Source organism: Sinomicrobium soli (assembly GCF_003285545.1).
Classification (GTDB): Bacteria; Bacteroidota; Bacteroidia; order Flavobacteriales; family Flavobacteriaceae; genus Sinomicrobium.
On record NZ_QLNV01000006.1, the window covers coordinates 42623 to 67495 of the forward strand.

Sequence of the window (24873 nt, forward strand, 5' to 3'; positions counted from 1 at the left end):
ATAAAAGCAGGGATTGCGATTTCTGGGGAGATAACAGATCGCATAAAATTATTATATTTAATGACTGAAATGCAAATAGTGAACAAAATACTTTCTGACGTATACCGGCACCCCCTGCTTTCCGCTACCGATCTCGGGCTTATTTGTGAGGCCCATACCCTGGTGGAGGCCGGTAAGGCAACCCTGCTGTTGCGGGAGGGAGAAGTCGCTAATGCCTATTATATTGTGGAAAGCGGTCTTGTACGCACCTATGTATACGATTTTGAGGGCAACGAGATCACCACGGCATTTGCAGGAGACTGGGAGGTCGTGATAGAGGTAGCTTCCCTTTTTCAGCGGATCCCCACCCGTGAATACATACAATGCCTGAGCGATGCAAGGCTCTGGAAAATATCCTTCGAACGCTTCCAGGAGCTGTTTCACGAAATTCCGGCCTTCCGGGAATGGGGGCGTTCCTGGATGGCGGCAGAATTGTCCCGAAGCAAACTGCGGGCCACCGGGATGATCACCCTTCCGGCTTCTGAAAGGTACCTTCGCCTTCTCGAGGAAAAACCCCGGCTGTTGCAACAGGCTCCCCTGAAACATATAGCCAGTTACCTCGGCATTACGGATACATCGCTGAGCAGAATACGAAAAGAGATTACCGCAGGGGGTACTGCCGGCAAAAAAAATCGCACCGTATAAAACTTGTCATAAGACAAGCCTGTTTCCTTGTATTACACCTATTTTTGGAAGATGGTGCGGCGGGCTACCGGCATTTCCCGGACCGATCCGGAGTCGTGGGCGGCCCTGTGAGCTGTGCGGCAGAAAGCGTAAATAAACATTAACCTTCATACCATATCAAACATGGCAAAGATTCACGCATATCTCAACTTCGACGGAAATTGTGAAGAAGCATTCCGTTTTTACGAAAAAGTGTTTCATACACAAAACCTGGGAACGCACCGTTACTGTGATATGCCCGGGGGTGACGGAGCCCCGGAAATTCCCGATGAAATAAAGGACAGGGTACTTCATACGGCCATACGGATCAATGAAAGTACCATGCTGATGGGCTCTGATATCGTAGAAGGTATGGTAGGGCTGCCTGTTCATGAAGGAAATCAGACTTATATTATGCTCGATACGGAGTCGGCCGGGGAAGCAGAATCGTTGTATAAGGCATTGGCAGACGGGGCCAAAAATATCGAAATGAAACTGGAACCCACCTTTTTTGCCGAATTATATGCCAGTTTCCAGGACAGGTTCGGGATATGGTGGATGATACACTATGAAGGGAATGTGAAGATGGGGTAATATGCCCGGGGTATTTCCGGGTATGATCCTGGTGTTGCGGGAAATCGGGAACCTCGGGGCGAACCCACGGGGTATACGATTATCGGGTAAAAAGTGTTATTATTGTAAAAGAGTCGGGGAAAGAGCGGTTTTATTGGTATATTAGGAGCCGCAAAAGGACTCTGGGGTGGCGACACCCGACAAAGATATCAGATCACTAAAACAATACCCGGAACATGACATCCGTTCATAAATACCTTTTTCAGGCTATGGACAATTATCCTTATAGCCTGGAAGACACATTGGAATCTCTGGATTATGCCTTGTCTTATGACGAGAACAATACCATGGCCCTGTGCCTGTACGGGCGCATGTTGTCTGAGCAGTTACAGCGGTACGAAGAGGCAAAGGCCTATTTTCAGAAAGCACTTACCATAGATGTCAATGCGGTGGAAATATATCCCTATTATATAGAGACACTCCTCAACAATGAAGATTTTGAGGAAGCCGGCGCATTGATCGATTTTGCCCTGAAGGTAAAAGGGATCAGTAAAATTGACATAAAGTGGCGTGAAGTGCAGTTATACGAAATGAAAATGGAACTCGGTACGGCACTTTCCCTGGCCGGAAAACTCAAATTATACGTGTTTGATTCGTCCTGGAACAAGACCATAAAGGAAACCACGAGAAGACTGAAAAAGAAAATAGCTATCCTCGATCCGGAAGCCGGGGGGTAGGAGTTTGAAGATGATGCATTCAGGTGAAACGTATTGTATGTATAAACTGCCATGAAAAGAATATGGTCTGTATTCCGCCGTATTATGATTATTTTTTTATCGCTTCTGGCCATTCTGGTCATATCCCTTATCCTTTACCTGCAACATCCCCAGTTTGGAAAGGCCCCTTCCGGGGACCGGCTGGAGCGCCTTGCGGCTTCGCCTCACTTCCGGGACGGAGTTTTTGAGAACCTGAGCTATACGCCTCCGCTTACCGAAGGATATACCTATCTGGAGGTAATGTATATGTTCTTCTTTAAAAAAAGCCCGGACAATGTACCCAAAGGAACCATCCCTTCGGTACGGACCGATCTGAAGACACTTCCGGAAGACGAAGATATCCTGGTGTGGTTCGGCCATTCGTCGTATTTTCTCCGGGTAAAGGGGGTGAGCATACTTGTCGATCCCGTCTTTAGCGGCAATGCTTCTCCCGTACCAGGGTCTACAAGGGCTTTTAAGGGTACTGATATTTATGATGCGGAAGATTTTCCGGATATCGATTACCTGCTTATTACCCACGATCATTACGATCACCTGGATTATAAAACGATAGGGAAACTGAAGGATAAGGTCAAAAAGGTGATCTGTGGCCTGGGGGTGGGTGCCCACCTGGAATACTGGGGATACCCCGCCGGTATGGTGGAGGAACACGACTGGAACGAGACCGTGGTGCTGGAGGGGCAGATGCGGCTGCATACCCTTCCGGCCCGTCATTTTTCCGGCCGGTTGTTCAAGCGGAACAATACCCTGTGGATGTCCTATCTGCTGGAAACGGGTTCACAGAAGATATACCTGGGCGGAGACAGTGGTTATGACAGGCATTTTGCCGAAATCGGAAAGCGTTTCGGCCCTATAGACCTTGCCATTCTGGAAAACGGCCAGTATAATGTGGCCTGGCATGCCATACATTGCCTCCCGGAAGAAACCGTACAGGCAGCTCTTGATCTCGGGGCCAGAAGGCTGATGCCCGTACACTCTTCCAAATTCTCTCTCTCCCCGCATGGCTGGAAAGAGCCGCTCACGGAAGTCTCCCGTTATGGAAAAGATGCGGGAATACCGCTGGTAACCCCCGTGATCGGTCAAAAAGTAAGGCTTGACGACGACAGCCAGGTCTTTGAACCCTGGTGGGAGCGGGTCAATTAGTCAATGTGTCAATTAGTCAATGTGATAATTAGTCAATGTGGTAGTGTGTTGACGGGTATATGGGGGAGATTTAGATGGTTTCTTAGGTATAATGTAATATCAAAGTTATTTTTTTGTTAAATTAAAATGTTCTTTTTCTCAGAAAGATATTACATTTGAAAAGTGCGAACAGGAATTGTGAATTTTCCGGAGATCTGTGATGTTAATTACGGGGAAACGGGGCAAACTTTTCAAAGGGGGTAATTTCGATTGAAGACATGTAAGGACCATATGGAAGACGGTTTTCTGGTAAGCCGGGTCAGGGATCATGACGAACAGGCTTTCAGGGAGTTGTACCACAAATATTATCATGCGGTGTACGGATTTGGTATGTCGCTGGTAAAATCGTCCACCATTGCAGAAGAAATCGTCCAGGAAGTCTTTATGCAGGTCTGGCTGCATTGTGAATCGCTGGACCCGAAGCTGTCGTTCAAATCCTATATTTTGACCATCACCCGCAATAAATCCCTGGATTTTCTCCGGAAAGCCGGTAATAATGAAGTACTTCGCAAGGAGATCTTTTATACCGGTACCTATGTGCACAATCAGACTTCGGACTATGTGGACGATGCCGATTACGAGGAGTGGAAGAACAAGGCTATTGCCAGTCTTTCCCCGAAGCGCCGGCGTATTTTTGAAATGTCGCGAAAGGAAGGAATGAGTTATGAAGATATTGCCCGGGAACTCGGGATTTCCACCAATACGGTAAAAGTCCAGATGAGTAAGGCACTTCGGAATATCCGTATTTTTCTGGAGGTGAATACAGACCTTACTTTTACTCTTATATTCTTGCTTTACTCGATCATCGGGATGTAAACTCCGGGACTTGCCCCGGGGTTCCTGACTTTTTTTAAGGTTCTTATTCGTCCCCTGTGCTTTATTATCCCTGTGATTTCCGGCCATTGTTGTTGTTTTCTATCTAAAAAAACTCACTGTATATTATGCTTGTTGTCAGTGACATAAGTCTTTTTCAGGATAGTCTGTCCGAAAAAAATGCAAAAAATGCGGAAGAGGGATAATACTCATGAACTCTTCAAACGTATTATATACAAACGCCCTATAAATTTTGATTCATGAATAAAAGAAATGAGATTAAGAACCTTCTTGAAAAGTATATACAGGGAAATGCTGGTCCGGAAGAAATAAATCAACTGATACATATCCTGCAAGAGGAAGGAAATGACAGGTTTCCGGAAGCTATGGAAATGGCGGAACTGATGAACATTGAGGATCTGCCGCCTGTAGATACCGGGAAAAGGGACCGGATATTACAGGAAATACTACAGGCAAAAAAAGAGCACCGGCGAAAAGTACCCGTGCCCCGGAATAAAAGGTGGCGCAGTGTAATGAGGATAGCTGCCGTACTGGTATTGTGCCTGGGGATATATACGGTATATGAGACCTTTACGGAGTCTGTGGAGCCGGTGCAGGATACGGACGATCTGCGAAAACATGAAAATGTCGTAATGAAGCTGGCTTCGGGAGAGACCATGGTACTCACGGGAGAACAGCATGAGATAGTGAGCACAAAAGGGGAGGTGATAGGTATTGTTGGCAACAATGCGCTGGTAGTAAACCCGCTCAAGGCAGGGGCAACCGATGGAATAAATGAAATAAAAGTGCCCTACGGACGCCGGTTTAATATCACCCTGCCGGACAGTACTGTTGTGTTCCTGAATTCCGGTAGCGTATTGCAGTATGCCGGCAGTTTCGGAACGGACGAGCGTTCGGTTGTGTTAAACGGCGAAGCGTATTTCGAAGTCGCAAAAGATACCTCCAGGCCGTTTATCGTTCATGCGGATGACCTGAACATACGGGTGCTGGGTACACATTTTAATGTTCATAATTACGAGTCCGGTAAAAAGGTGGAAACGGTATTGACGGAAGGAAAAATTGCCTTGTATACTGATGAAGAGGGCTTTTCAGACCGACCTGTGGTCATGGTACCCGGCACTTTGGCCCTTTTTGATAAGCAGGACCGGAACATTGAAATAAATGAGGTAAATACGGCATCTTATATAGCCTGGATACAGGGAGAAATGATCTTTGAAAAGCGGCCTTTCCCCTTTATTCTCAACACACTGGAACGAAGATTCAATGTGGAGATCGTAAATAATGACAGGAAATTGGATGAAGCCCGGTTTACTGCCAAGTTCGATACGCACTCCTTGCAGGAGATACTGGAATCCTTCCGGCAAAGTTTTCCTTTTGAGTATGCTATGGACAACAAACGTATAATCATTAATTAACAAGCGGAAGAAATTTATGAAAACATAACAGTCCGACCAGCAAGCAGAAAAAAATCGGAAAATGTTGGCGCATTTCCCGATTTGAAACAAGCGATTTATCAGATAAATCACCAACTAATCACAACAAAAATATGAAAAAACTCATCAATCTCATGAGGTGGGGTTCTCTTGCCTTAAAATTTGATTTAAAAATGAGGCTTACACTGTTCTTCTTGTTCATTTCATTATTCAGGATACAAGCCGATTCATACTCACAAAACACAGAAGTTTCCCTGCATTTAAAAAATGCGGCCCTGGAAGAATTTTTCAATACGGTTGAGGCAATGACTCCCTACAGGTTTTTGTATAATCTCAATGACATAGACCTCACAAAAGAAGTCAGCGTATCTGCGGAAGAGGAGCCCTTGTACAGGGTGCTGAACCGCCTGTTTAAAGATACCGATATTTCCTATAAACTGGTTAACAACCAGATAGTATTAAATACCTTTCTTCCGAAACCGGCTTCCGTACAACAGCAGATATCGGGTGTGGTCAGTGATGAGAACGGAATGCGGCTGTTGGGGGTCACCGTACTCATCAAAGGATCAAACCGGGGAACGACTACGGATATGGACGGACGGTACCGGATCAGTGCAGATGCTGAAGATGTTCTGGTTTTCAGTTTTGTAGGATTTGAGTCGAGAGAAGTCGTACTTTCGGATATATCCGCATCAGACAATGTGGATGTCGTACTGAAAGAATCTGCGGATGAGCTCGCTGAGGTTATTGTAACCGGCTATAACAATATTGTTCAAAAAAGGATGACGGGAGCAGTCAATACTATCAAGACAGCAGACGTGTATTCGAATGACCAGAACCGGATAGACAATATGCTGAAAGGACAGGTGCCCGGGTTAAGCATAACCTCTATTTCCGGTGAAGTCGGGTCGGTTCCCATGGTAAAGATCAGGGGAACCTCGACCCTGACAGGAAATACCTCACCGCTGTGGGTGGTGGACGGGGTGGTCCTGGAAGACCCGGTTCCTTTAACACCTACCGAGTTGAATACTCCCGATGTGGTAAACAGGATAGGAAATGCCCTGTCCGGAATAAACCCCCAGGATATAGAGACCATCACGGTGCTTAAGGATGCTTCGGCAACAGCCATATACGGGGTCAGGGCAGCCGGCGGGGTGATAGTGCTGACTACCAAAAGGGGAAGGGAATCCAAACCGGTAGTGAATTTCAGTATACGGACTTCCGTAGCCGAAAGACCGCGCTACAGTGATTTCAATCTCATGAATTCGAAGGAAAGAATAGGGATAGAACAGTATTATTTCGATTCCGGCATGCAGTATTACAATGCAGATGCCAATGTAAACTCTGTAGGTCTCTCAGGGGCCTATGCACGCTATAAAAGCAGGGAACTGGCTACCTGGAGCGATTTCCAGGAAGAGGTCCGCAAGGCCCAGACCTATAACACGGACTGGTTCGATATCCTTTTCCGCGATGCACTGAGTGTGAATGCCAATGTCAATGTGTCCGGAGGGAGTGAGAAGACCACGTATTACGCATCGCTCGGGATGGTGGATGAGGACGGGACGGATATTATGACCGACAACAAGAGGTTCAACGGGTCCATTAAACTCAATACCCAGCTTTCGGACGCTTTTAATGTGGAGTTATACCTTTCCACTTATCGGAATAAACGAAGTTCCTATCCCTTCAGTATGGTCCCGCCGGGAATTTCGAATTTTACAAGGCCTACTCCCAGACCTTTTGATTATGCGATCAATACCAGCAGGACCTTCCCCCTGAAAAATCCGGACGGAAGCTACTATATGTACAGGGGCCACAATGATTTTTACCTGTTCAATATTATGAATGAATACGATAACTCCAACCAGACCTCTACGACGGACGGAGTGAATTCACGTATTTCTGTCGATGTGGATATTACCGACAACCTGAAGGTATTCGGTCTTGCCAATTACACCCGCAGCAGTGCGTTGAACGAAACCTATTACAAGGAGAACACCAACCAGGTTGCCGGGATAAGAAGGTCCAATTACGGCGAACCGGCCCCCGGAGACAGCAACCTGCCCAGCGGAGGGATCATATTTTCCAATTCCAATTTTCAGGATTATATCATATTGAAGGGAACATTTGATTATACCCCTTTATCTACCGATCTACATTATGTTAACCTATACGGCGGAGGAGAGTATCGCTCCAATAATTACCGGGGCGATAATACTATTGGTTATGGGTACCTGCACGAACGTGGCAAGGTTATTTCAACGCATGAAAATATAGGGGAAGAACTATCCGGTGCTCCTTATCTGACCATCAGGGACTATTCGACAAAATCCGCTTCTTATTTTGGTGTGGCTACCTATTCGTTTAAGGACAAATATGTGGCTAATCTGAATATCAGGTATGACGGTTCCAACCTGTTCGGGTCCAATCCCAAATATCGTTGGTCTCCTGCCTGGTCTATTGCCGGGAGATGGAATATTATGGAAGAGAGCTTTATGAAAGAGGGACTGTTCGACAACCTCGCCATACGGGCTTCGTACGGCTTACAGGGGTCGACGAATACACAGAGTACCCCGCAAATTGTAGCATCCTTCCTGAGCCCGGCATCCTGGTCCGGACTCAATTTGTTGACTATCGGATCTCCCGCGAATCCCAACCTGACCTGGGAAAAGACATACAATACCAACCTGGGGCTGGATTTTGCCGTGTTTGACAGCAGGGTACAGGGATCAGTAGACGTGTATAGCAAACAGGGAAAAGACCTGATCACCAATACAAGGATATCTGAAGTTAACGGGTTTTCTACCCTACCCATCAATTTTGCAGATGTGAGCAACAAGGGGATCGAATTCGGGATTAGCACGTATAATTTCCGTGCGCCCCATCCCGGTTTTAACTGGAGTACGACTGTCAATTTCTCGTATAACAAAAACGAAGTGACCAAGGTAAATATCGACCCTGTGGTGTCGCGCATGTTGTCGCCTTTCCCATATAAACCCGATGCGGCCATGGTGGGAAAACCGTTGAACGCCATATACTCCGTAGCTTTTGATCATCTGGACGAGAACGGGACCGCACATTTTAAACTGGCTGACGGAACGGTGACCGAAGGGACCAGGGATCTCGATTTCGAGGTGGAAGACCTGGTATATAACGGCCCTATGGAAGCTCCGTACCAGGGAGGGATAAGCAATATGTTTGAATACCATAACTTTCAGCTTACCTTCCTGTTTACCTATGGATTCGGAAACTATTTCAGAAGGCAGGATATACTGGAGTCCTGGATGTACTCACCCGACCAGAACCTCAACAGGGAACTTTTAGGGGCCTGGCGCACACGGGGAGATGAAGCCAATACGAATATTCCGCATATCAAAAATGAAACGGGGGCCGATAATCACAAGTATTACTGGGATATGAGTGATATCAGGGTGATCAAGGGAGACTACCTGAGACTGAGCAATGTAACCCTGCAATATAGGTTCCCGAAAACATGGCTGGAAACCTTCCGTTTTTCAAATGCCTTTATTCAGTTTGAAGGAAATAACCTGTTCCTGTTTGCCGACAAGGGGCTGAACGGGTATGATCCGGAAACCTTTCCCCGTCAGTCCCTGCCTATCCCGAGATCGTATTCATTAAGCATAAACGTAACATTTTAAGAAAGACTCATGAAAATATCAACTAAAATATTGGTGTTACTTCCCGTATTCATTGCTTTTTTTTCATGTGATAAGGCTTTGGAGGAAGATCCTCAAAACAAGTTAAAACCCGAAACCGTCCAGGATTACGACGAACTCCTGAATTACGGCTATCCGACAACCAGGGATTACGGAACCGAGGTCCCCCTGGATTTTTATGTGGAAATGATGACAGACGATCAGGACCTGAGTTATTTTAACCAGGACGCCAACGAATATGCGATCCATCCTTTTTCGTTTGAGATCACCCATGAGCACTCTTCCATGATGCGCGGTTATGACCAGGCGTGGAAAAATTTCTACGAGGCGATATACTATGCCAACGTTATCGTGGAAAATATAGACGGTGCCGAAGGAGGTACGGCCGCCAAAAATTACCTGAAGGGAGAAGCCATGGTGTTGCGGGCCTTTTCCTTCTTTAAGCTGATCAACCTGTATGCAAAGCCCTATGATCCCGGAACGGCAGCTTCTGATCCCGGGGTGCCTTTAAAACTCGATCCTATCGTACAGGCTTCGTCCTATACGAGAAACAGTGTACAGGAAATCTATGATCAGATCGATAGCGACCTCACCGAAGGGACCCGGTTGATGGAAGAGAACGACCAGCGGGTGCAGTCCAAATACAAACTGACCCCGGTTGCAGCAAACCTGCTGGCTTCCAGGGTAGCCCTGTATAAAAAGGATTATGAAAGTGTTATCGAATTCGCTACGAAGGTAACCGGGGAGAATTCGCAGATCTTCGACATCTCCGGGACTACCATGGAAGAGGCGCAAACGGGCTGGGGCTACGGGCAGGGTACCCATTACCTGAGCCCGGACAACGATAACGTGCTCTTCGTTTACGGTTCTAACGAATATTATACCTATGCCTATCTCCCCGGGGCGTTGGGAGTATCAGATGATTTTATGAATACGTTTGAGCCCGGTGACCTGCGATTGTATTATTTCTCTTATGTAAAAGGACCGCAGGGAAGGATCTATTTTAAGAACAGGCCATTTCCTAATAGAACAGGAGAACCGGTAAGGGGCTTCCGGGTAGAGGAGGCTTATCTGAACAGGGCAGAGGCCTATGCCGAATCGGGGATGCTCCGGGAAGCCCTGGACGATATAAATTATATAAGGCGTTTCAAGTTCGATGCGCAATTTGATGAAGAAGACGGCAATTACTACCGGTATTCCGTTTCCGATTATTCCGGAAAGGAAGAAGTGATCGACATTGTCCGGGAAGAGCGCCGCAGGGAACTTTTCGGGGAGTTCCATCGCTGGTACGACCTTCGCAGGTACGGTATGCCCGAGATCAGGCACCAGTATAACGATGAGACCTATATACTGCCTGCAGGTGATCCCCGCTATATTCTGCAGATCCCCCAGGTGGAACTGGATTTTAATCCTTCCATGGAAAAGAACCCCCGCTAATTATTTAATACAAATATTATGAAAAACAAGAGTTTGCAATATATGTTTCCGGTTTTGGTATTACTGCTCTCCCTGCTTGCCTGTTCCGAAGATGATCGGCTTGTAGCCGATTATGATGCCCCGCAGGAACTGCCATCCAACCTGGTTCCGGGCACTCCATTAAGCGATCGTATTCTCAAGCTGTACGACGATTACGGCATTATTATCTATACCGATACCATAGGCGACCGCAATTATAACGACCTGGTCTCGGAAGATGGCCTGTCGATCGGGAAAAGAATGCCGCCCGACAGCGCTGCGGCACTGGTATATGTTAATATGATCGAGGATGAATTTGTAATGCAGATCCCGGAAGATAAGGAAAGTCTGATCTTCAGGAACTTTTACCTGTACAGCAATGAGCTCTCCAGCGGTACCTCGGTATATACCAAATACGATTACCTGTCTTATCTGTGGTACAATTCCAATTCCGACCTTACTGTCGGAGGGGTTGTCAATGAGGGACTGGATTCGTTGCTGCTAAAGCAAAGCTTCTATTATGGCCTGTCCGGGGTTTTAAGAGCTGATCCCGTATACACGGATGCCTATTATAACAAATTCACGGATGCAATAACGGATGCGGAGGTATATTACTGGCAGGTAATCGATCTGGAGGATGCCTACTCCAAAGGTTTTTTGTCAGATAATCAAGATCTTATAAAAAGTGGTCAGCAGGATTTTGACCTTTTTGCTGCCTGGGCTGCCACCGTGCCGCCCCTGGAAAGGGATAGCCTGTTGAATGAACATGCGCTGTTGAAACAAAAGTACGGCCTGGTGACCTCGATGTTCCGGCAGGAGGGAATCCCGCTGGAAACCATTAACGAGGCATGGCAGGAAAGTAAGTATAACCCAAAAAATAACTAAGCTATGCGTTTTGTAAACAAGATGACCAGAACAACAATGGCACTGCTGACCGTCTGGTTGACAGGATGTCAGGAGAAGACGAAAGAAGCGGAAAAAAATGATACGATTATCGTTACCGGGCAGGTAGAGCATTTTAAGGATACCACCGGGGCATTTACCTATTATAACTATGAATTCCTGAAAAACCTGCAGACAGAACGGGTCGACTTTTCGGAAGAAGGGAAGTTCAGGATGGAATTAAAGACCGGAAGCCCGGTAAAAGGGTGGTTTTCTTTTGGCAAGGTTCCCGTAACGAGGGAGTTTCAGTACACCACCATAGAAGGAAAGGACACTACCATGAGGACCGGAACTGTCGACCTGAGGATGGTATACCTTTATTTGCTGCCCGGGGACAGTCTCCACCTGGAGGCGGATGCGGAACGGCTGGAGGAAACCTTGTCTTTTTCCGGAACGAATGTCGACAACAGTATTTTTGTAAATGCGGAGGACAAGAGGTTTAACGATTACAAGCACAAATTCCTGAAAAACTGGTATGATGTAGCCAATCGCAAACCTGACGATTACAAGAGGATTACCGATTCCCTGTATCGGGAGAAGCTGGATTTTTTAGCTGACTTTTCCTCCCGGCACTCCTTGAGCCAGGAACTGGTACACCTGTACGAAACCGACTATTACGGGAAAACGGTAGCTGCCAAGGTCAATTACCCGGCTGTCTATGCGAGTTATAACGATCTGGAAGAAACACCCTTACCCGGTGACTATTACGATTTTTTGGATAAAGTGAAATTCGGGGAAGAGATCGGTGAAAACGGGATGGGATATTATTATAGCCTGGATGCCTATCTCGATAAGAAGTACGAAGTATACCGCGAGCGCAATAAGACCGGGGATGTGCAGGGGTTTTATGACTGGGTGGGAACGGAGTTGCCCGAAAAAATCCACTATCAGTATATGGCATACGCCCTGGCCGGAGATTTCAGCAAGGAGTTGTACGACAGGTTCGGAGCAGACAGCCCGTACCCGGAGATGGCCTCTGTGGTAAGAGAGAAATACAAGGATATGGAAGGCATGCTGGAAGGAAATCCTGCACCGGAGGCTGTTTTTGAAGATACCGATGGAGGAAAAATGGCTTTGAGCGATCTCAGGGGCAAATATACCTATATAGACCTCTGGGCTACCTGGTGCGGCCCCTGTAAGAAAGAGATCCCGAGTTTAAAAAAGGTGGCAAGGGCCTATGAGGGCAAAAATATTCAGTTTGTGAGTATTTCTTTCGACAAGGAAAAGGACCGCGGAAAATGGAAAGATTTTGTCGAAGAAAACGACCTGGACGGGATACAGCTTATTGCGGATAAGAAAGCACATGATATAATTTCGAAGGCATTCAATATTAAAATGATCCCTCGTTTTATCCTTCTGGACCCCGAGGGAAAGATCGTGGATGCCACAGCTCCGTTCCCTTCAGACCAGAAGCTGCTGGAGTTGTTTGACGAACTCAATATATAGACCGCATACCGTGTTCCCGGCCTTCCGGCAATAGTATGCCTGAGGCCGGGATGACAGTTTGCCAAGGTCTGGCCTTTCTGCAATAAGTTTAAAATCAATCATAGTGTAAATGAAGTATATACTCTTTAGTGTGTACCTGATATCCCATATCCTGTCAGGACAACAAAACATTGATAACAGCGCCTATTTTTCCGGTTTTTTCACTAAAAACAGGGGAGAAAAGAAATTATTGTTACTGGGAGAAAACCATTCTTCTTCGGCAGCGTCGACCATATATCCCGAACTGGTCGAACTGCTTCATGAAAAAGATCAGCTCCGTACGCTCCTTATCGAATTCGGGCCTTCGGAAGCCTATTTTTACAATCGTTACCTGGAGTCGGGAGATAAAAAATACCTGGCTTATACGATCTATGGCGGTTTTTATACCGACTGGAAGAAGGCATGGGAAAAGCTGTATCTCTTTAACAAGACCTTGAAAAAGCCCTTAAAAGTAGTCGGGGTCGATTTCGACCGCACGCGAACTTTTGGCTATGCCCTGTATAATATCTTCAAGACCTGTGAAAACAGGCCGGCAGAGATAGATTCCCTGATGAACGTGATCAGGCAACCCGAATTTTACAAGACCTACACCATTGGCTATCCTACCGATGAGGGTAAGGAATTTGTAAAAAAGACCAAGGATATCCTTTCGAGGCATATGGAGTTTATGCGGTCTGCACTGCCTGCCGAAGATATGGAAGTGGTCTCGGAATTGATGGGGAACCATGCTGTGGAATTCGGGGGAAGCCGGGAAGAAGATATCGGGAAGAATATTACAGACCGTATAAAGGCGTCCGGTGAGAAAAACTTTCTGATGCTGGTAGGCAGGGACCACACCTATCTGAAGCCGGTGTATAACAATGAAAAAATACGATTGGCGGAGCTCCTGAAAAAGGAGAGTTCCTTTTCGACACTTACGGGACTGATCCTGCATGAAGAATCCCAGCAATGGGACGAGAAGTATAAAAACCCGATCACCTTATACGAGGTCAGGGACAAGATTCCCTGGAAAGAATTCTCGCAAGCCATCAATAAAAAAGCCAAACAAGATTTTACCGTAATCCCGCTTACCGGAACCCTGGAGCCCCTGTCTGAATATACCGATTATATTCTGATAGCCAGGAACCAGGGACCCATTCAGTTTTGATAGGGGCGTGTGACAATTCATAAAAAATCCGAAGCCTTATTACGAAATGAATAAGGCTTCGGATTTTTTGATTTTATATTGTGCTCTCCGTTTACGACTCGCAGCTGCTGCAATTCACCAGGTTGTTTACCATTTCTTTCGAAACGCTCTGACTTCTCTGGTAATAGAGGGTTTTTACCCCGAGTTTCCAGGCTTCTATAAGCAGCTTGTTTACTTCCTTGATCGGAACCGCTGAAGGGATATTGATATTCAGGCTCTGCGACTGGTCTACGTATTTCTGGCGTATGGAGGCCTGTTGTATGATCTCGAGCTGGCTGATCTCCTTAAAGGTCTTGAACACGGATTTTTCCTGTTCGGTGAGCCCTTCCAGTTTCTGCACGCTGCCGCTGTCGAGCATGATGTTTCTCCAGGTATCTTCGTTGTCCATACCTTTTTCCTGCAGCATTTTTTTGAGGTATTTATTCTTCCGGATAAAGTTTCCTTTAGACAGTCCTGCCTTGTAATAATTACTGCTGAAAGGCTCTATTCCGGGAGAAGTCTGTCCGAGAATGGCCGAAGACGAGGTAGTGGGGGCAATGGCCATGGTGGTGGTATTCCTTCGCCCGTATCCCTTCAGTACCTCGGGTTCTCCGTATATCCTGGCCAGTTCTTCGGTAGCCTTGTCGGCTTTTGCCCTGATATGCTTGAAAATTTCGGTCGTCTTCATTTTGGCATCCATACTTTCGAAGGGGATCATGTTTTTCTGCAGGTAGGAATGCCAGCCCAGCACGCCCAGCCCGAGGGCCCTGTGCCGTTTGGCAAAACGGTTGGCCGAAGCCAGGTAATAATTGCCTTCTGTTTTTTCGATAAATTCCTGTAATACGGCATCGAGGAAAAAGATGGCCAGTTTTACGGCCTCGGTGTTTTTCCACTCGTCGTAAAGTTCCAGGTTCATGGACGAGAGGCAGCAGATAAACGATTCGTCTTCCGAAGAAGGAAGCATGATCTCGGAGCAGAGGTTACTGGCATTGACCCTCATGTCCAGGTCTTTGTACACCTGTGGTTTGTTGCGGTTTACATTGTCGCTGAAAAAGATATAGGGCAGTCCTTTTTCCTGCCGGCTTTCGAGTACCTTGGCCCAGACCTTCCGCTTGTCGATATCCCCGTCTATCATTTCCTGCATCCAGTAATCCGGTACGCATACCCCGAAAAAGAGATTTTGTATCGGGTTACCGATGTCTTTTATTTTCAGGAATTCCTCTACGTCCGGGTGGTCGATGTCGAGATAGGTGGCAAAGGCCCCGCGTCGTACACCTCCCTGTGATATGGTGTCCATGGCCGTATCGAACAGTTTCATAAAGCTCACGGCCCCGCTGCTTTTCCCATTGTCCGTCACGGCACTGCCACGGGCCCTTAGCGAACCGAAATAGCCTGAAGTTCCACCGCCTATTTTGGTTTGCATGATCACTTCGCCGAGCTTATGTGTAATCCCCTCAATATTATCCGGGATATGCACGTTGAAGCAGGAAATGGGAAGTCCGCGTTCCGTACCCATATTGGCCCATATGGGCGAACTGAGGCTCATCCAGCCCCGTTCTATCATTTCCTGGAACGACTCTTTCAGTTCGGGTTTGTACAACCGTTTTGCCGCAGCTGTGGTAATACGGTCTATGGCGCCTTCCACGGTTTCTCCCTTAAGCAGGTATCCCCGGTTCAGTATCTGTTCACTTTCGTCGTTTTTCCACCAAAGTTTTTCTGTTAACGTTACATCGTTTTCATCCGTTAGCGGTAGCTCTTTTGTTATCATGCGTAACTCGGGTTTTATATTTTAAAATAAATCGTCTGCTGTAATACTCTTGTCGTGTTTGGTATAGTCTACCGGTCTTTTGGCAAAGAAATCGTCGAGGCTGTTGGCAAAAACTTCCTCTTCAAACCAGCGCAGGGGGGCATACTCTTCGGCTGTAATACCGTAAATACGGCCGAGGCCTATTTTTTCCATACTGTCGTCGATACGGAATTTCATGAAGTTGAGCAGATCGTGTTTTTTGATGGTATCCAGCTCTCCCTCTTCAAAGATCCAGTCCAGTATCTTTCCTTCGATCTCCAGGGAATTCTTTACGGTATCCTTTACGTGCTGTACGGTTTCTTCATCAAAGAAGCCGGGATATTCTTCCCTGATCTTGTTCACCAGGTAAATCCCCGCATTGGCGTGGATCTGTTCGTCTACGGAAGTCCACGCAATAATATTGCTCACATTTTTCATATACCCTTTGAACCGGGTAAACGACAGGATGATGGCAAACTGGCTGAAGAGCGATACATTCTCTATAAGAATGGAGAAGAGGATCAGGGAGACCACGTATTTCTTATGGTCTTCGGAGTTGGCGTTTTTCAGCGCCGCAGAGAGGTATTCCACCCGGTCCCTGATCACGGGAACCGTCAGGAGATCTTTAAACTCGTTGTTATATCCCAATACTTCCAGCAATCTCGAATACGCCTCGGAATGCCGGAATTCGCACTCCGCAAAGGTACTTCCCAGTCCGTTAAACTCCGGCTTGGGGAAATGCTGATAGATATTCCCCCAGAAGGTTTTTACGGCAACTTCTATCTGGGCTATGGCCAGGAGGCTGTTCTTTATGGCCCTGCGCTCTGCCGGACTCAGGTACGAGTGGAAGTCCTGGGTGTCGGCAGTAAAGTCTACCTCGCTGTGCACCCAGAACGATTTGTTTATGGCTTCTGTAAATTGTAAAACATCGGGGTATTCAAACGGTTTATAGTTCACTCTTCTGTCAAAAATTCCCATAATGCAAGTATTTAAAAAATTCTCCCTTTTCGGTAATAGGTTTGAAATCAATTTCGTGGAAAAAACAAATGAGAAGACATCTGTCTTTTTTTCGTGATAACTAAATTAAGCCAAGTTCTCACAGGTTTTGCAAGGGGAATAAAAAAGATTTAAAGAGGTTATTAACACTTGGTTAATATGCTGGTAATTAGATTTTTGTATTTTACGGCCTTTTCCCGGGAAAACAGGGATATCCTCTTGTGTAAGGAGTGGAAATACAAATGTTCGCGCCTGCCGGTTACCGGGGTTTAATCCCGGAATCAAGAGAAATAGACCCCGTCATTCCCTGCGAAAAGACGGGGTGTAAAAGATCGGTTCCTTCCGGAATTGCTCCGGGAGTCCGGATCAGGAAACAAGCTCTGCTTCCAGCGCTATTTCAAAACTGAAAGCCTGGCTCACCGGGCAGGTTTCCTTGGCCTTTTTTGCAATATCCTGGAAAGTGTTGTGGTCAATATCCTTTACCTTTGCCTCGAGCCGCAACAGCGACCTGGTTATTTTTCCGTCCTCCAGGCTTACGGTAGAGGAGGTGCGGAGTTCTTCCACCTCATACCCGCCTTCGGTCAGGTCGAGGCTGAGTTTCATGGTAAAGCACCCGGCGTGGGCTGCGGCGAGAAGTTCTTCCGGATTGGTGCCCTTCCCTTCTTCAAACCTGCTTTTAAATGAGTATTGGGTTTTGTCGAGAACAGCACTACCGGTGGTAAGATGTCCTTTTCCTTCTTTGATACTACCGTTCCATACGGCTTCTGCCTTGCGTTTCATAATAATGATTTTTCAGATTAAACATGGTATCTCTGTTACGGTGGGGCCCCGGTACTCCGGAAAGTTGTGGGTGTTTACTGCCCGCAACAGCACCGGGATATACACATGGGTAATTTCCCGTTTCGTCTAAAGTTACGAAATTTATGGTGTCTGCCGGACAATTGCCTGTTAAGTAAAGTTTAAAATACCCGGATTTTCCCCGGGAAAGTCATTCCTTCCCCAATCCCTTTTTATAGGTGTCCAGGGCCCTTTTCCGGGCGTAATGGTGTTCTACTACAGGCGGGGAGAGGTCAGCCTCGAAATCCGGATACCACCTGCGGACGTAATGAAGGTCCCGGTCAAATTTTTTAGCCTGGGCATAGGGGTTGAATATCCGGAAATACGGAGCCGCATCACAACCGCAGCCTGCCGCCCATTGCCAGTTACCATTGTTGGCCGCCATATCGTAATCCAGCAGTTTCCGGGCGAAATAGGCCTCGCCCCACCGCCAGTCTATAAGAAGGTGCTTGGTGAGAAAACTTGCTGTGATCATACGCACCCGGTTGTGCATCTGCCCGGTACTGTTGAGCTGGCGCATACCTGCGTCTACTATGGGATACCCGGTTTTGCCGTTACACCAAAGCCGGAATTCCTTCTCGTTGTTGCGCCATGCTATGTGTTCATACTTCTCCTTAAAGCAACGGTGTTCTACCCAGGGGAAATGATACAGGATCTGCATAAAAAACTCCCGCCATATCAGTTCATCGAGCCAGGTATCGTTGTATTGCAGGGCCAGGCGTATACACTTCCTTATGGAGATGGTCCCGAAACGCAGGGCGATTCCCAGCCCGGTAGTGCGTTCTTTTGCCGGATAGTCCCTGAACTTATCATAAGCAGATACCGTCCCGGTATCTATGACAGGAGGAGTGAATGTGATATCGGTTTTCCGAAAGCCAATATCTTCCAGCCGGTGTATCCCGGCGCTCTTCAAGGGCATTAAATGCTCTTTTTTCAATGGGAACCCCGCATAGTGCTGCTCTTTTAAGGTGTCTTTCCATTTTTTCGAATACGGGGTAAACACGGTATAGGGGGTACCGTCATTCTTGACGATCTCGTCCTTTTCAAAAATCACCTGGTCTTTAAAATCCCTGAAATCTGTTCCCATACTTTTCAGCAGGGTTTTGATGTCGCGGTCTCTCTGCAGGGCACGGGGTTCGTAATCGCGGTTGCAGAAAACAGTATCCACAGTATAAGATGCCGTTATTTTTTGAAATACCTCGCTGGCGTTTCCGTAGAAAGTACGGAGTGCCGACCCGTATTTTTGCATTTCTTTATCAATGTGTACCAGGGCCTGCCGGATATAATCCACCCGCCGGTCTTCCGGGTCCGGAAAACGCTTGAGAATATCGGTGTCGAAGATAAAAACGGCCAGCACCTGTCTGCCCGATTTTAAGGCGTGGTGCAGCCCTGCATTGTCTTCCAGCCTGAGGTCCCTGCGGAACCAGAATACATGTATTTTATCTGTCTGCATAGGCAATCCCTTTCCTTTTCTTCAAAAATAGGCATAGATCGGGAATACGGGGATTGTTTTGGTCTGCAAATAATCCGTTTTTTTAAAACCAGAAGCTTACCGAAGCTGAAATATGCCGGAAATTTTTATTTGCTCCGGACCCTTGTCCCGAGGGAAGTATCAGCGAATAAGCGATATCGAATTCGAGGGCATTGTGTTCCAGGTTCCTGGCCGTAGACAGCCTGGTATTCAGCTGAAAATAGTCGGTGGTGTGATAGGCCATGGCCGGAATAGCTATCCAGTTGTAGTAGATATTGTCGCGGGCGGCTTTCGGATCATGGCTGTGTTGAAGGTGGAGTTTATAATCTGCCCCGGCACTCAGGTTGGTATCCCATGAACCGAGGTACAGCCCTCCCGTAAGGGAAGCCCCTGCGTACAGATTGCTATAGGCAAATTTGTATCCGTAACTCTTGTCCAGTTCGTCCAGGCTCTCATAGCGGGTTTTCAGGCTGATGGCTTTCAGGCCGTTTTCGACGGGAATACGATATATATTTGTCAACCCGGCATTTATAACGGAGGTGGTGTAGTTTTTCCGGAAATTTTCCAGGGTATTGTCCCTGCTTTTTCCCGTTCCGGAAATGTATTCGGCTTCCAGAAGCTGTTCGAGGCTGTTTTTCCCTGCGGAGGCCTTGTGGAAAAGGGTGGCGGTATGGAGGGTATAATCGTATCTTGCCACAATATTGCTTTGTGTAGCCTTATAGATCTCGTCGTTGATCCATTTTCGCTTTCCCGACCTGATGGAATAACGTGCGAGGATCTCTCCCGACTTGTTATCGAGGTGCCATTGTACAAGGGCCCCGGGACTGGTTTCCCGGCTGATGATCCCGCTGGTCAGGTTTTTGAAATAAGATCCCAGCCCGGTATTGAAGTATATGTTATAGGTGTCGTCACTGGTAGGATGAGGGTATTTATTATGGAGTTCCGATCCGGTTTTTTTCTGGTAGAGCTCAATGCCCATGCTGTAGCGGCCGTATGCTCCGGAGTTGTAAGTCAGGGAATAGCGCAGGAGGGAGGCCAGTTTTGTAAATTCATTCCGGGTATCGATCTTGCGGTATGCCAGGTCGATATCGTATTTTATGGAGAGCCCCATGGCGTATTTGTCATTTGCAAATGTTTTGCTGATATCTGCGTTAAAACCGTAGTGCTGCAAGTTCCATTCGCCCGGTTTTTTGATAAAAAAGTAAAAAGGAGCGCCGTGATCCCTGTTAAAATAGGACAGGTTGGTATTTACACTGTCCGCACGACTGTTCTCATACTCGAAACTTCCGTGTAAAGTCCACCCGCTGTTACCCAGGGTGGAAAGCGATGCGGTCTTCAGCCCTGTAAAGTTTCCCTTCCCGTATTGTTGAGGGTTCCGGAAATCACCCTGCTCATTGGCAAACCGTCCTTTTATATAGGCCCGGTTTTTTCCTTTCCACCAGGAGATGGAAGAGGGAACGCGGGCATACAGTTTTTCAAAATAGAACTGTTCCTCCCGGCGCTCGGCAAAGGAACCCTGCTGGGCATGTACACGAAAGGCCAGGAGAACGAATGCGGCCAAAAGTAATTTCCGGATACTCACACTGATCATTTTAAAAATTTAATGCATTATAACCTTTGGCATCCGGGTAATCTATAGACTCGAAATCTGCCCCCGAATTATCGGTGTCCTGCAAGACTACCCTTCCGAAGAGAGTCGAGCGGTTTTCATCTACTTTTCTTCTCATGCTCATACTGGAATAGAAGGCCCCTCCGTCTGCCTTGAGGTAATTAAATCCGCTATCTATGACATCCGGTAGTCTTTTATAGGCCGCCGCCTGTGAGTTTTCGAGAAAATCAACCCCGTCTATGATATCACTTACCGGTATCTTCATCAGGTATGAGGGTGAGCCGTACCCTTCGTATTTGTAATATTCCACAATGTCCGTATCGCCGAAAGCCTTGTCTGTCCTGAAAATCACGGCCGAAGTGCCGTAAGAATCAAAAAGGCAGAGGGCGCCCTCAATATAAATATTGATCATGTTGGGGACATTCGGATTATCAAAATCAAAGAATGCACTGCCTTCCAGTCCCTGGGCCTCTTTCCAGGCTACGGAATACCGTTCCAGGTCTGCCCCGGTGTTGTCCAGCGCAAATTCGGCCCCGGGATTTGCTTCCTTAAAGTTCATGGCATTGAGGGCTATAACAATACTATTTCCGGGAGCTATGGGATAATCGTCACCATCTCCGGGAACCTGTTCGATAAAATCGGCGTATACATATTCAGAAGTGTCCAGCATATCGGTCAGGGGGTATTGATGTCCTGAAGCCCCTGTTTCCCCAAACAGGTTTGCAATATAGAGTCCGTCTGCATAAATAACCTGGTCACTGTTGTTAAAGATCTCTATGAACTGGTCCTTAAACAGGGTTACGTACCCGTCATTGGCCCCGTTGTAATATATTTCCTTGATCACCAGTGTACCGTTGGGGTCTACGGCCCTGACCCGTATCTCCACTTCCGTGTTCAGGTTGCTTTCCACGGCTATGCCTGTTTGCGAACCGCTGAGGGTATAGTCTTCCCCCTCAACATAATGAGAGACCGCGGCATTATAGGTCCCTGCCGGGATATCCGGGAAATGGGCCTTTCCGGAAGCATCGGTAGTGCCTTCCCTGCTGGTATTATCGGTGGTATTGAGCAACTGAACAGTGAGCCCCTGCAGCGGAAGGGCATCGTTATCGTCTTCGCCGGTAACCGTAATGGTTACGTTCCCGAGGAAATTTTCATCGTCGTCATTGCTACAGCCGGTGATGAACATTATGGTACAGAGCAGGGAACATAATAAAGATGTTTTGGACAAATTGTTACTTTTCATGATTATAGTTATATAGTTAATTTTGGTTACTTCCTATGCGGAATAACATGGAAAATCCGACGGTAAGGTCATCGTTCAGGTATCTTCGGTTGCCGTTGATCACGTAAGTGGGATTTTTCCAGAGGAAATTATTGGCAAAGAAGCTGAAGGAATGTCCCGAAGCCGTTTCTTTTCTGATCTGCAGGTTAAAATTGGTATGAAAAGGAGGTTTTTCGTATGGTGTAAACGTATTTTCGGAAAGCCTGAGGTCATCATAAGCCCCCGAGGCCCTTTCGTCTTCGGGAATGGGATATAGTATTCCTTTATGATCGTAATAGGCATAGGGGTAGAGGCTTCTGGCATGCCTTTGGCTGTAATTCCTGAAATTCATTTCCCCGGCTATGGTAAACACCAGTCTCAGGGAAGGAATATGCTGTATGGCAGTCAGCGTACCCCGGCTGAGATAGGTGGTCCTGTCGGGGTTTTCATAGACCCCGAAGCGGGTTCTGGCATCTCCGATCACGTAGTTCGAAATGCCTATATCATATCCGGTGTATCTCTCCCGGGTCTTTATATGGGCCATCCTGAAACTGAACCGGGTGTCGGTAACGGGGATCCTGGGAAAGCTCATATTGACTTCCAGCCCCCTTGTTTTTGCAAAATACTCGTTTTTGAGTACCTGTACGGTACGGGCTATGTTCTCGGTTTCTCCCGTGGCCTCTACCACCGGGGGAAGGTTTTCGGGTTGCTCCGTTACGGTATAGAGATCTTTTTCCAGGGCAATAAGTTCCGGGGAGTGGTAAATGCCGTTGTCGAGGTCTTTCCGGTAGTAGGTGAGGTTTATCCTGAGATCTTTGTTTTCCCAGTCTATTCCGGCTTCACGGGTTGTCACGGTACTGGGCCGGAGCGCACTGTTGTCGGGATAATATACATGAGTGGTTACCACGGCAAGCCTTTCGTCCGGATTTGGGGCATAATACCCGAGGTTGGTAAAATCGATATAGGTGGGGCCAGGGTGGAGTTCGATCATCGCAGGGGCCCGGTAAGCCTTGCCCCAGGCAGCCCGCAGGCTTATCTTTTGAAAGACCGTGGCCTTATAAGACAAGCGGGGAGACCAGAGGTTGTACCGCCCCAGCATATAATCGTAACGCACGCCTATCCTGGCTTCGGACCTCCAGTGTGTGAAATCGTTTATGACCTTGGTCTCGTGATAGGCAGACAGGGTTTCGGAAGCGGGTATCCGGTGAAACCTGGCCGAACGGCTCCCTATAACATTACCCGTGGCAGCAATATTATTGGTGGCGGCCCTTCCTTTTCCCGTATTCTTGTCGAAAGTATACTGTATACCCGTATCAAAATAAATACTGGTATGTGGTTCGGGGAGCCATTTTTGCACGCTTTCCACACGGAGGTCAATACTTACGGGTTGCCCTTCTATTTTTTTTACCTGTTCGTAGGTCAGCGGAGAATATCCTGTAAAGTATGTTCCCGGCTCCAGGGCTTCCACAAAGGGAAGCGGCCCGTTGGTCTGCAGTGATTCGAAATAGGAAGTCTGCCGGTTGAGGCTTCCAGAAAAATTATAGTCCAGTTTACCCAGCAGGTCCAGGGAACCATTGAGGTTAATGCGGTAATTGGTGCTTTTTACGTCGGAGACATTTTTGTATATTTCATCGGGCTCATGGCGCAATCCGTCATCTGAATGGTAGAGCTGCAGGGCGGTGGTATGGAACCAGTTCAGGGTGGCTGATACCTGTGTGCGCCAGCGCAGCCCCAGGTTCAGGTTCTGGTAGTAGTTTTTCTTTTCTGTGGCGCTTCCGGTGGAATACAGGTAGGACAGGTCGGTAAACAGTATTCCCGAACCGTTTTTCAGGGCAATACCCCGCGATAACCCGGCCTGGTACGTGGTCGGGGTAATATTGGTCTGGACCGTGAGCGGTTGCCTGCCTACGCTCTGCTTTACGATAATGGCCCCCGAAGACATGTTTCCGTATTTTGGAGAAGCCACACCGTTTACTACTTCCACGGTTTCGATGGAGTTGGCCGAAATACCCCTCAGGTCAATCCCCCTTGCGGCGGTGGTATTTCCGGAAAGGGAAAAGGAAGACGAGGGATTTCTGACCTGCATATCGGCATCGTTACTGATCCTTGCCCCGTCTATGATAACAGCAGTACCGAAGGCGTTGGCCTGTGAGGCCACAGCCGATCTGAGATTGGCCTGCTGTACGGTATTCAGGTTTCCCATTTGTTGCTCGCTGCCCGGCAGCAGGGTGAGAATGTCCCCCAGGCTCCTGGCGTGAATTTGTCTTATAGCCTGGCGGTCTATTTTAAACGTACTGCTGCCTTCTATACTCTCACGTTGTTCCCCGGTAACCACTACTTCGCTGAGTTCCAGCGATTCGGTTTTGAGCACTATCGGTATGGTGGTGTCCCGGGTCATGTGAAAGCGGAGTTCCAGCGCCCGGTATCCCAGTATATCCGAAATTACGGATTGCTCCCCGGGTTTGAGCAGAAGTTCAAACCTCCCGTCGGTATCCGTATAGGTATACACATCCTTTTCCCTGGTATACACCGATACCATTTGCAATGGCTGTCCTTGCTCATTGCGGACGGAACCGTCAAGACGAACGGTTTGCCCGGTGGAGAAAAAAGGTACGGACATCAACAGTAAAAGGTATGGCAGGGGGGCGGTAATCGGTTTTATCCCTTTCATTATAAGATGATCAGTGTG

The 24873-nt window shown here is 47.4% G+C and carries 18 protein-coding genes; 11 read left to right on the forward strand and 7 right to left on the reverse strand.

All coding sequences use genetic code 11. The features are described from left to right. Window positions 1-60 precede the first annotated feature (60 nt). The 11 genes from DN748_RS09090 to DN748_RS09140 all read left to right on the forward strand — a co-directional run bounded on the left by DN748_RS09090 (window position 61) and on the right by DN748_RS09140 (window position 14206). Window positions 61-684: a Crp/Fnr family transcriptional regulator gene (locus tag DN748_RS09090; protein WP_112371478.1), complete on the forward strand. Its 624-nt coding sequence runs from the start codon at window positions 61-63 to the stop codon at window positions 682-684. 162 nt (window positions 685-846) lie between these two features. Then, on the forward strand, window positions 847-1296 hold the full coding sequence (locus DN748_RS09095; RefSeq protein WP_112371479.1) for a VOC family protein: 450 nt from the start codon (window positions 847-849) through the stop codon (window positions 1294-1296). A 215-nt stretch (window positions 1297-1511) separates the two neighbouring features. After that, the gene (locus DN748_RS09100; protein ID WP_112371480.1) at window positions 1512-2012 is read left to right on the forward strand and encodes a hypothetical protein; all 501 of its coding nucleotides are present in this window, start codon (window positions 1512-1514) and stop codon (window positions 2010-2012) included. An 84-nt stretch (window positions 2013-2096) separates the two neighbouring features. Further along, window positions 2097-3194: an MBL fold metallo-hydrolase gene (locus DN748_RS09105; protein ID WP_201741456.1), complete on the forward strand. Its 1098-nt coding sequence runs from the start codon at window positions 2097-2099 to the stop codon at window positions 3192-3194. Window positions 3195-3443: 249 nt separating this feature from the next. Continuing rightward, window positions 3444-4049 carry an RNA polymerase sigma factor gene (locus tag DN748_RS09110; protein WP_236636825.1) on the forward strand — a complete coding sequence of 202 codons (606 nt, stop codon included), beginning with the start codon at window positions 3444-3446 and terminating at the stop codon, window positions 4047-4049. Window positions 4050-4306: 257 nt separating this feature from the next. Beyond that, window positions 4307-5482, forward strand: a complete 1176-nt coding sequence (locus DN748_RS09115) for a FecR family protein (protein ID WP_112371483.1) — start codon at window positions 4307-4309, stop codon at window positions 5480-5482. 323 nt (window positions 5483-5805) lie between these two features. After that, the gene (locus tag DN748_RS09120) at window positions 5806-9159 is read left to right on the forward strand and encodes a SusC/RagA family TonB-linked outer membrane protein (protein ID WP_161554519.1); all 3354 of its coding nucleotides are present in this window, start codon (window positions 5806-5808) and stop codon (window positions 9157-9159) included. A 9-nt stretch (window positions 9160-9168) separates the two neighbouring features. Continuing rightward, the gene (locus DN748_RS09125) at window positions 9169-10614 is read left to right on the forward strand and encodes a RagB/SusD family nutrient uptake outer membrane protein (RefSeq protein ID WP_112371485.1); all 1446 of its coding nucleotides are present in this window, start codon (window positions 9169-9171) and stop codon (window positions 10612-10614) included. 18 nt (window positions 10615-10632) lie between these two features. Then, window positions 10633-11517: a hypothetical protein gene (locus tag DN748_RS09130; protein ID WP_112371486.1), complete on the forward strand. Its 885-nt coding sequence runs from the start codon at window positions 10633-10635 to the stop codon at window positions 11515-11517. Window positions 11518-11520: 3 nt separating this feature from the next. Continuing rightward, window positions 11521-13020 carry a TlpA family protein disulfide reductase gene (locus DN748_RS09135; protein ID WP_112371487.1) on the forward strand — a complete coding sequence of 500 codons (1500 nt, stop codon included), beginning with the start codon at window positions 11521-11523 and terminating at the stop codon, window positions 13018-13020. A 109-nt stretch (window positions 13021-13129) separates the two neighbouring features. Further along, the gene (locus DN748_RS09140; protein WP_112371488.1) at window positions 13130-14206 is read left to right on the forward strand and encodes a TraB/GumN family protein; all 1077 of its coding nucleotides are present in this window, start codon (window positions 13130-13132) and stop codon (window positions 14204-14206) included. A 91-nt stretch (window positions 14207-14297) separates the two neighbouring features. Here the strand turns inward: DN748_RS09140 and DN748_RS09145 are convergent, their stop codons facing one another. The 7 genes from DN748_RS09145 to DN748_RS09175 all read right to left on the reverse strand — a co-directional run bounded on the left by DN748_RS09145 (window position 14298) and on the right by DN748_RS09175 (window position 24855). Then, a complete protein-coding gene (locus DN748_RS09145) occupies window positions 14298-15992 on the reverse strand; it encodes a ribonucleoside-diphosphate reductase subunit alpha (RefSeq protein ID WP_112371489.1) in 1695 nt (564 codons plus the stop codon). A gap of 21 nt (window positions 15993-16013) precedes the next feature. Beyond that, complete coding sequence (locus DN748_RS09150; RefSeq protein ID WP_112371490.1) at window positions 16014-16988, reverse strand: ribonucleotide-diphosphate reductase subunit beta; 975 nt, start codon at window positions 16986-16988, stop codon at window positions 16014-16016. Between the two features lie 384 nt (window positions 16989-17372). Beyond that, window positions 17373-17786, reverse strand: a complete 414-nt coding sequence (locus DN748_RS09155) for an OsmC family peroxiredoxin (protein ID WP_112371491.1) — start codon at window positions 17784-17786, stop codon at window positions 17373-17375. A 208-nt stretch (window positions 17787-17994) separates the two neighbouring features. Beyond that, window positions 17995-19296, reverse strand: coding sequence for a cryptochrome/photolyase family protein (locus DN748_RS09160; RefSeq protein ID WP_112371492.1), 1302 nt, complete (start codon window positions 19294-19296; stop codon window positions 17995-17997). A gap of 82 nt (window positions 19297-19378) precedes the next feature. Continuing rightward, a complete protein-coding gene (locus DN748_RS09165; RefSeq protein WP_112371493.1) occupies window positions 19379-20905 on the reverse strand; it encodes a DUF6850 family outer membrane beta-barrel protein in 1527 nt (508 codons plus the stop codon). Window position 20906: 1 nt separating this feature from the next. After that, window positions 20907-22166: a DUF4876 domain-containing protein gene (locus DN748_RS09170; RefSeq protein ID WP_112371494.1), complete on the reverse strand. Its 1260-nt coding sequence runs from the start codon at window positions 22164-22166 to the stop codon at window positions 20907-20909. A 16-nt stretch (window positions 22167-22182) separates the two neighbouring features. After that, window positions 22183-24855 (reverse strand): TonB-dependent receptor, encoded by a 2673-nt coding sequence (locus DN748_RS09175; protein WP_112371495.1) that lies wholly within the window; start codon window positions 24853-24855, stop codon window positions 22183-22185. Window positions 24856-24873 lie beyond the last annotated feature (18 nt).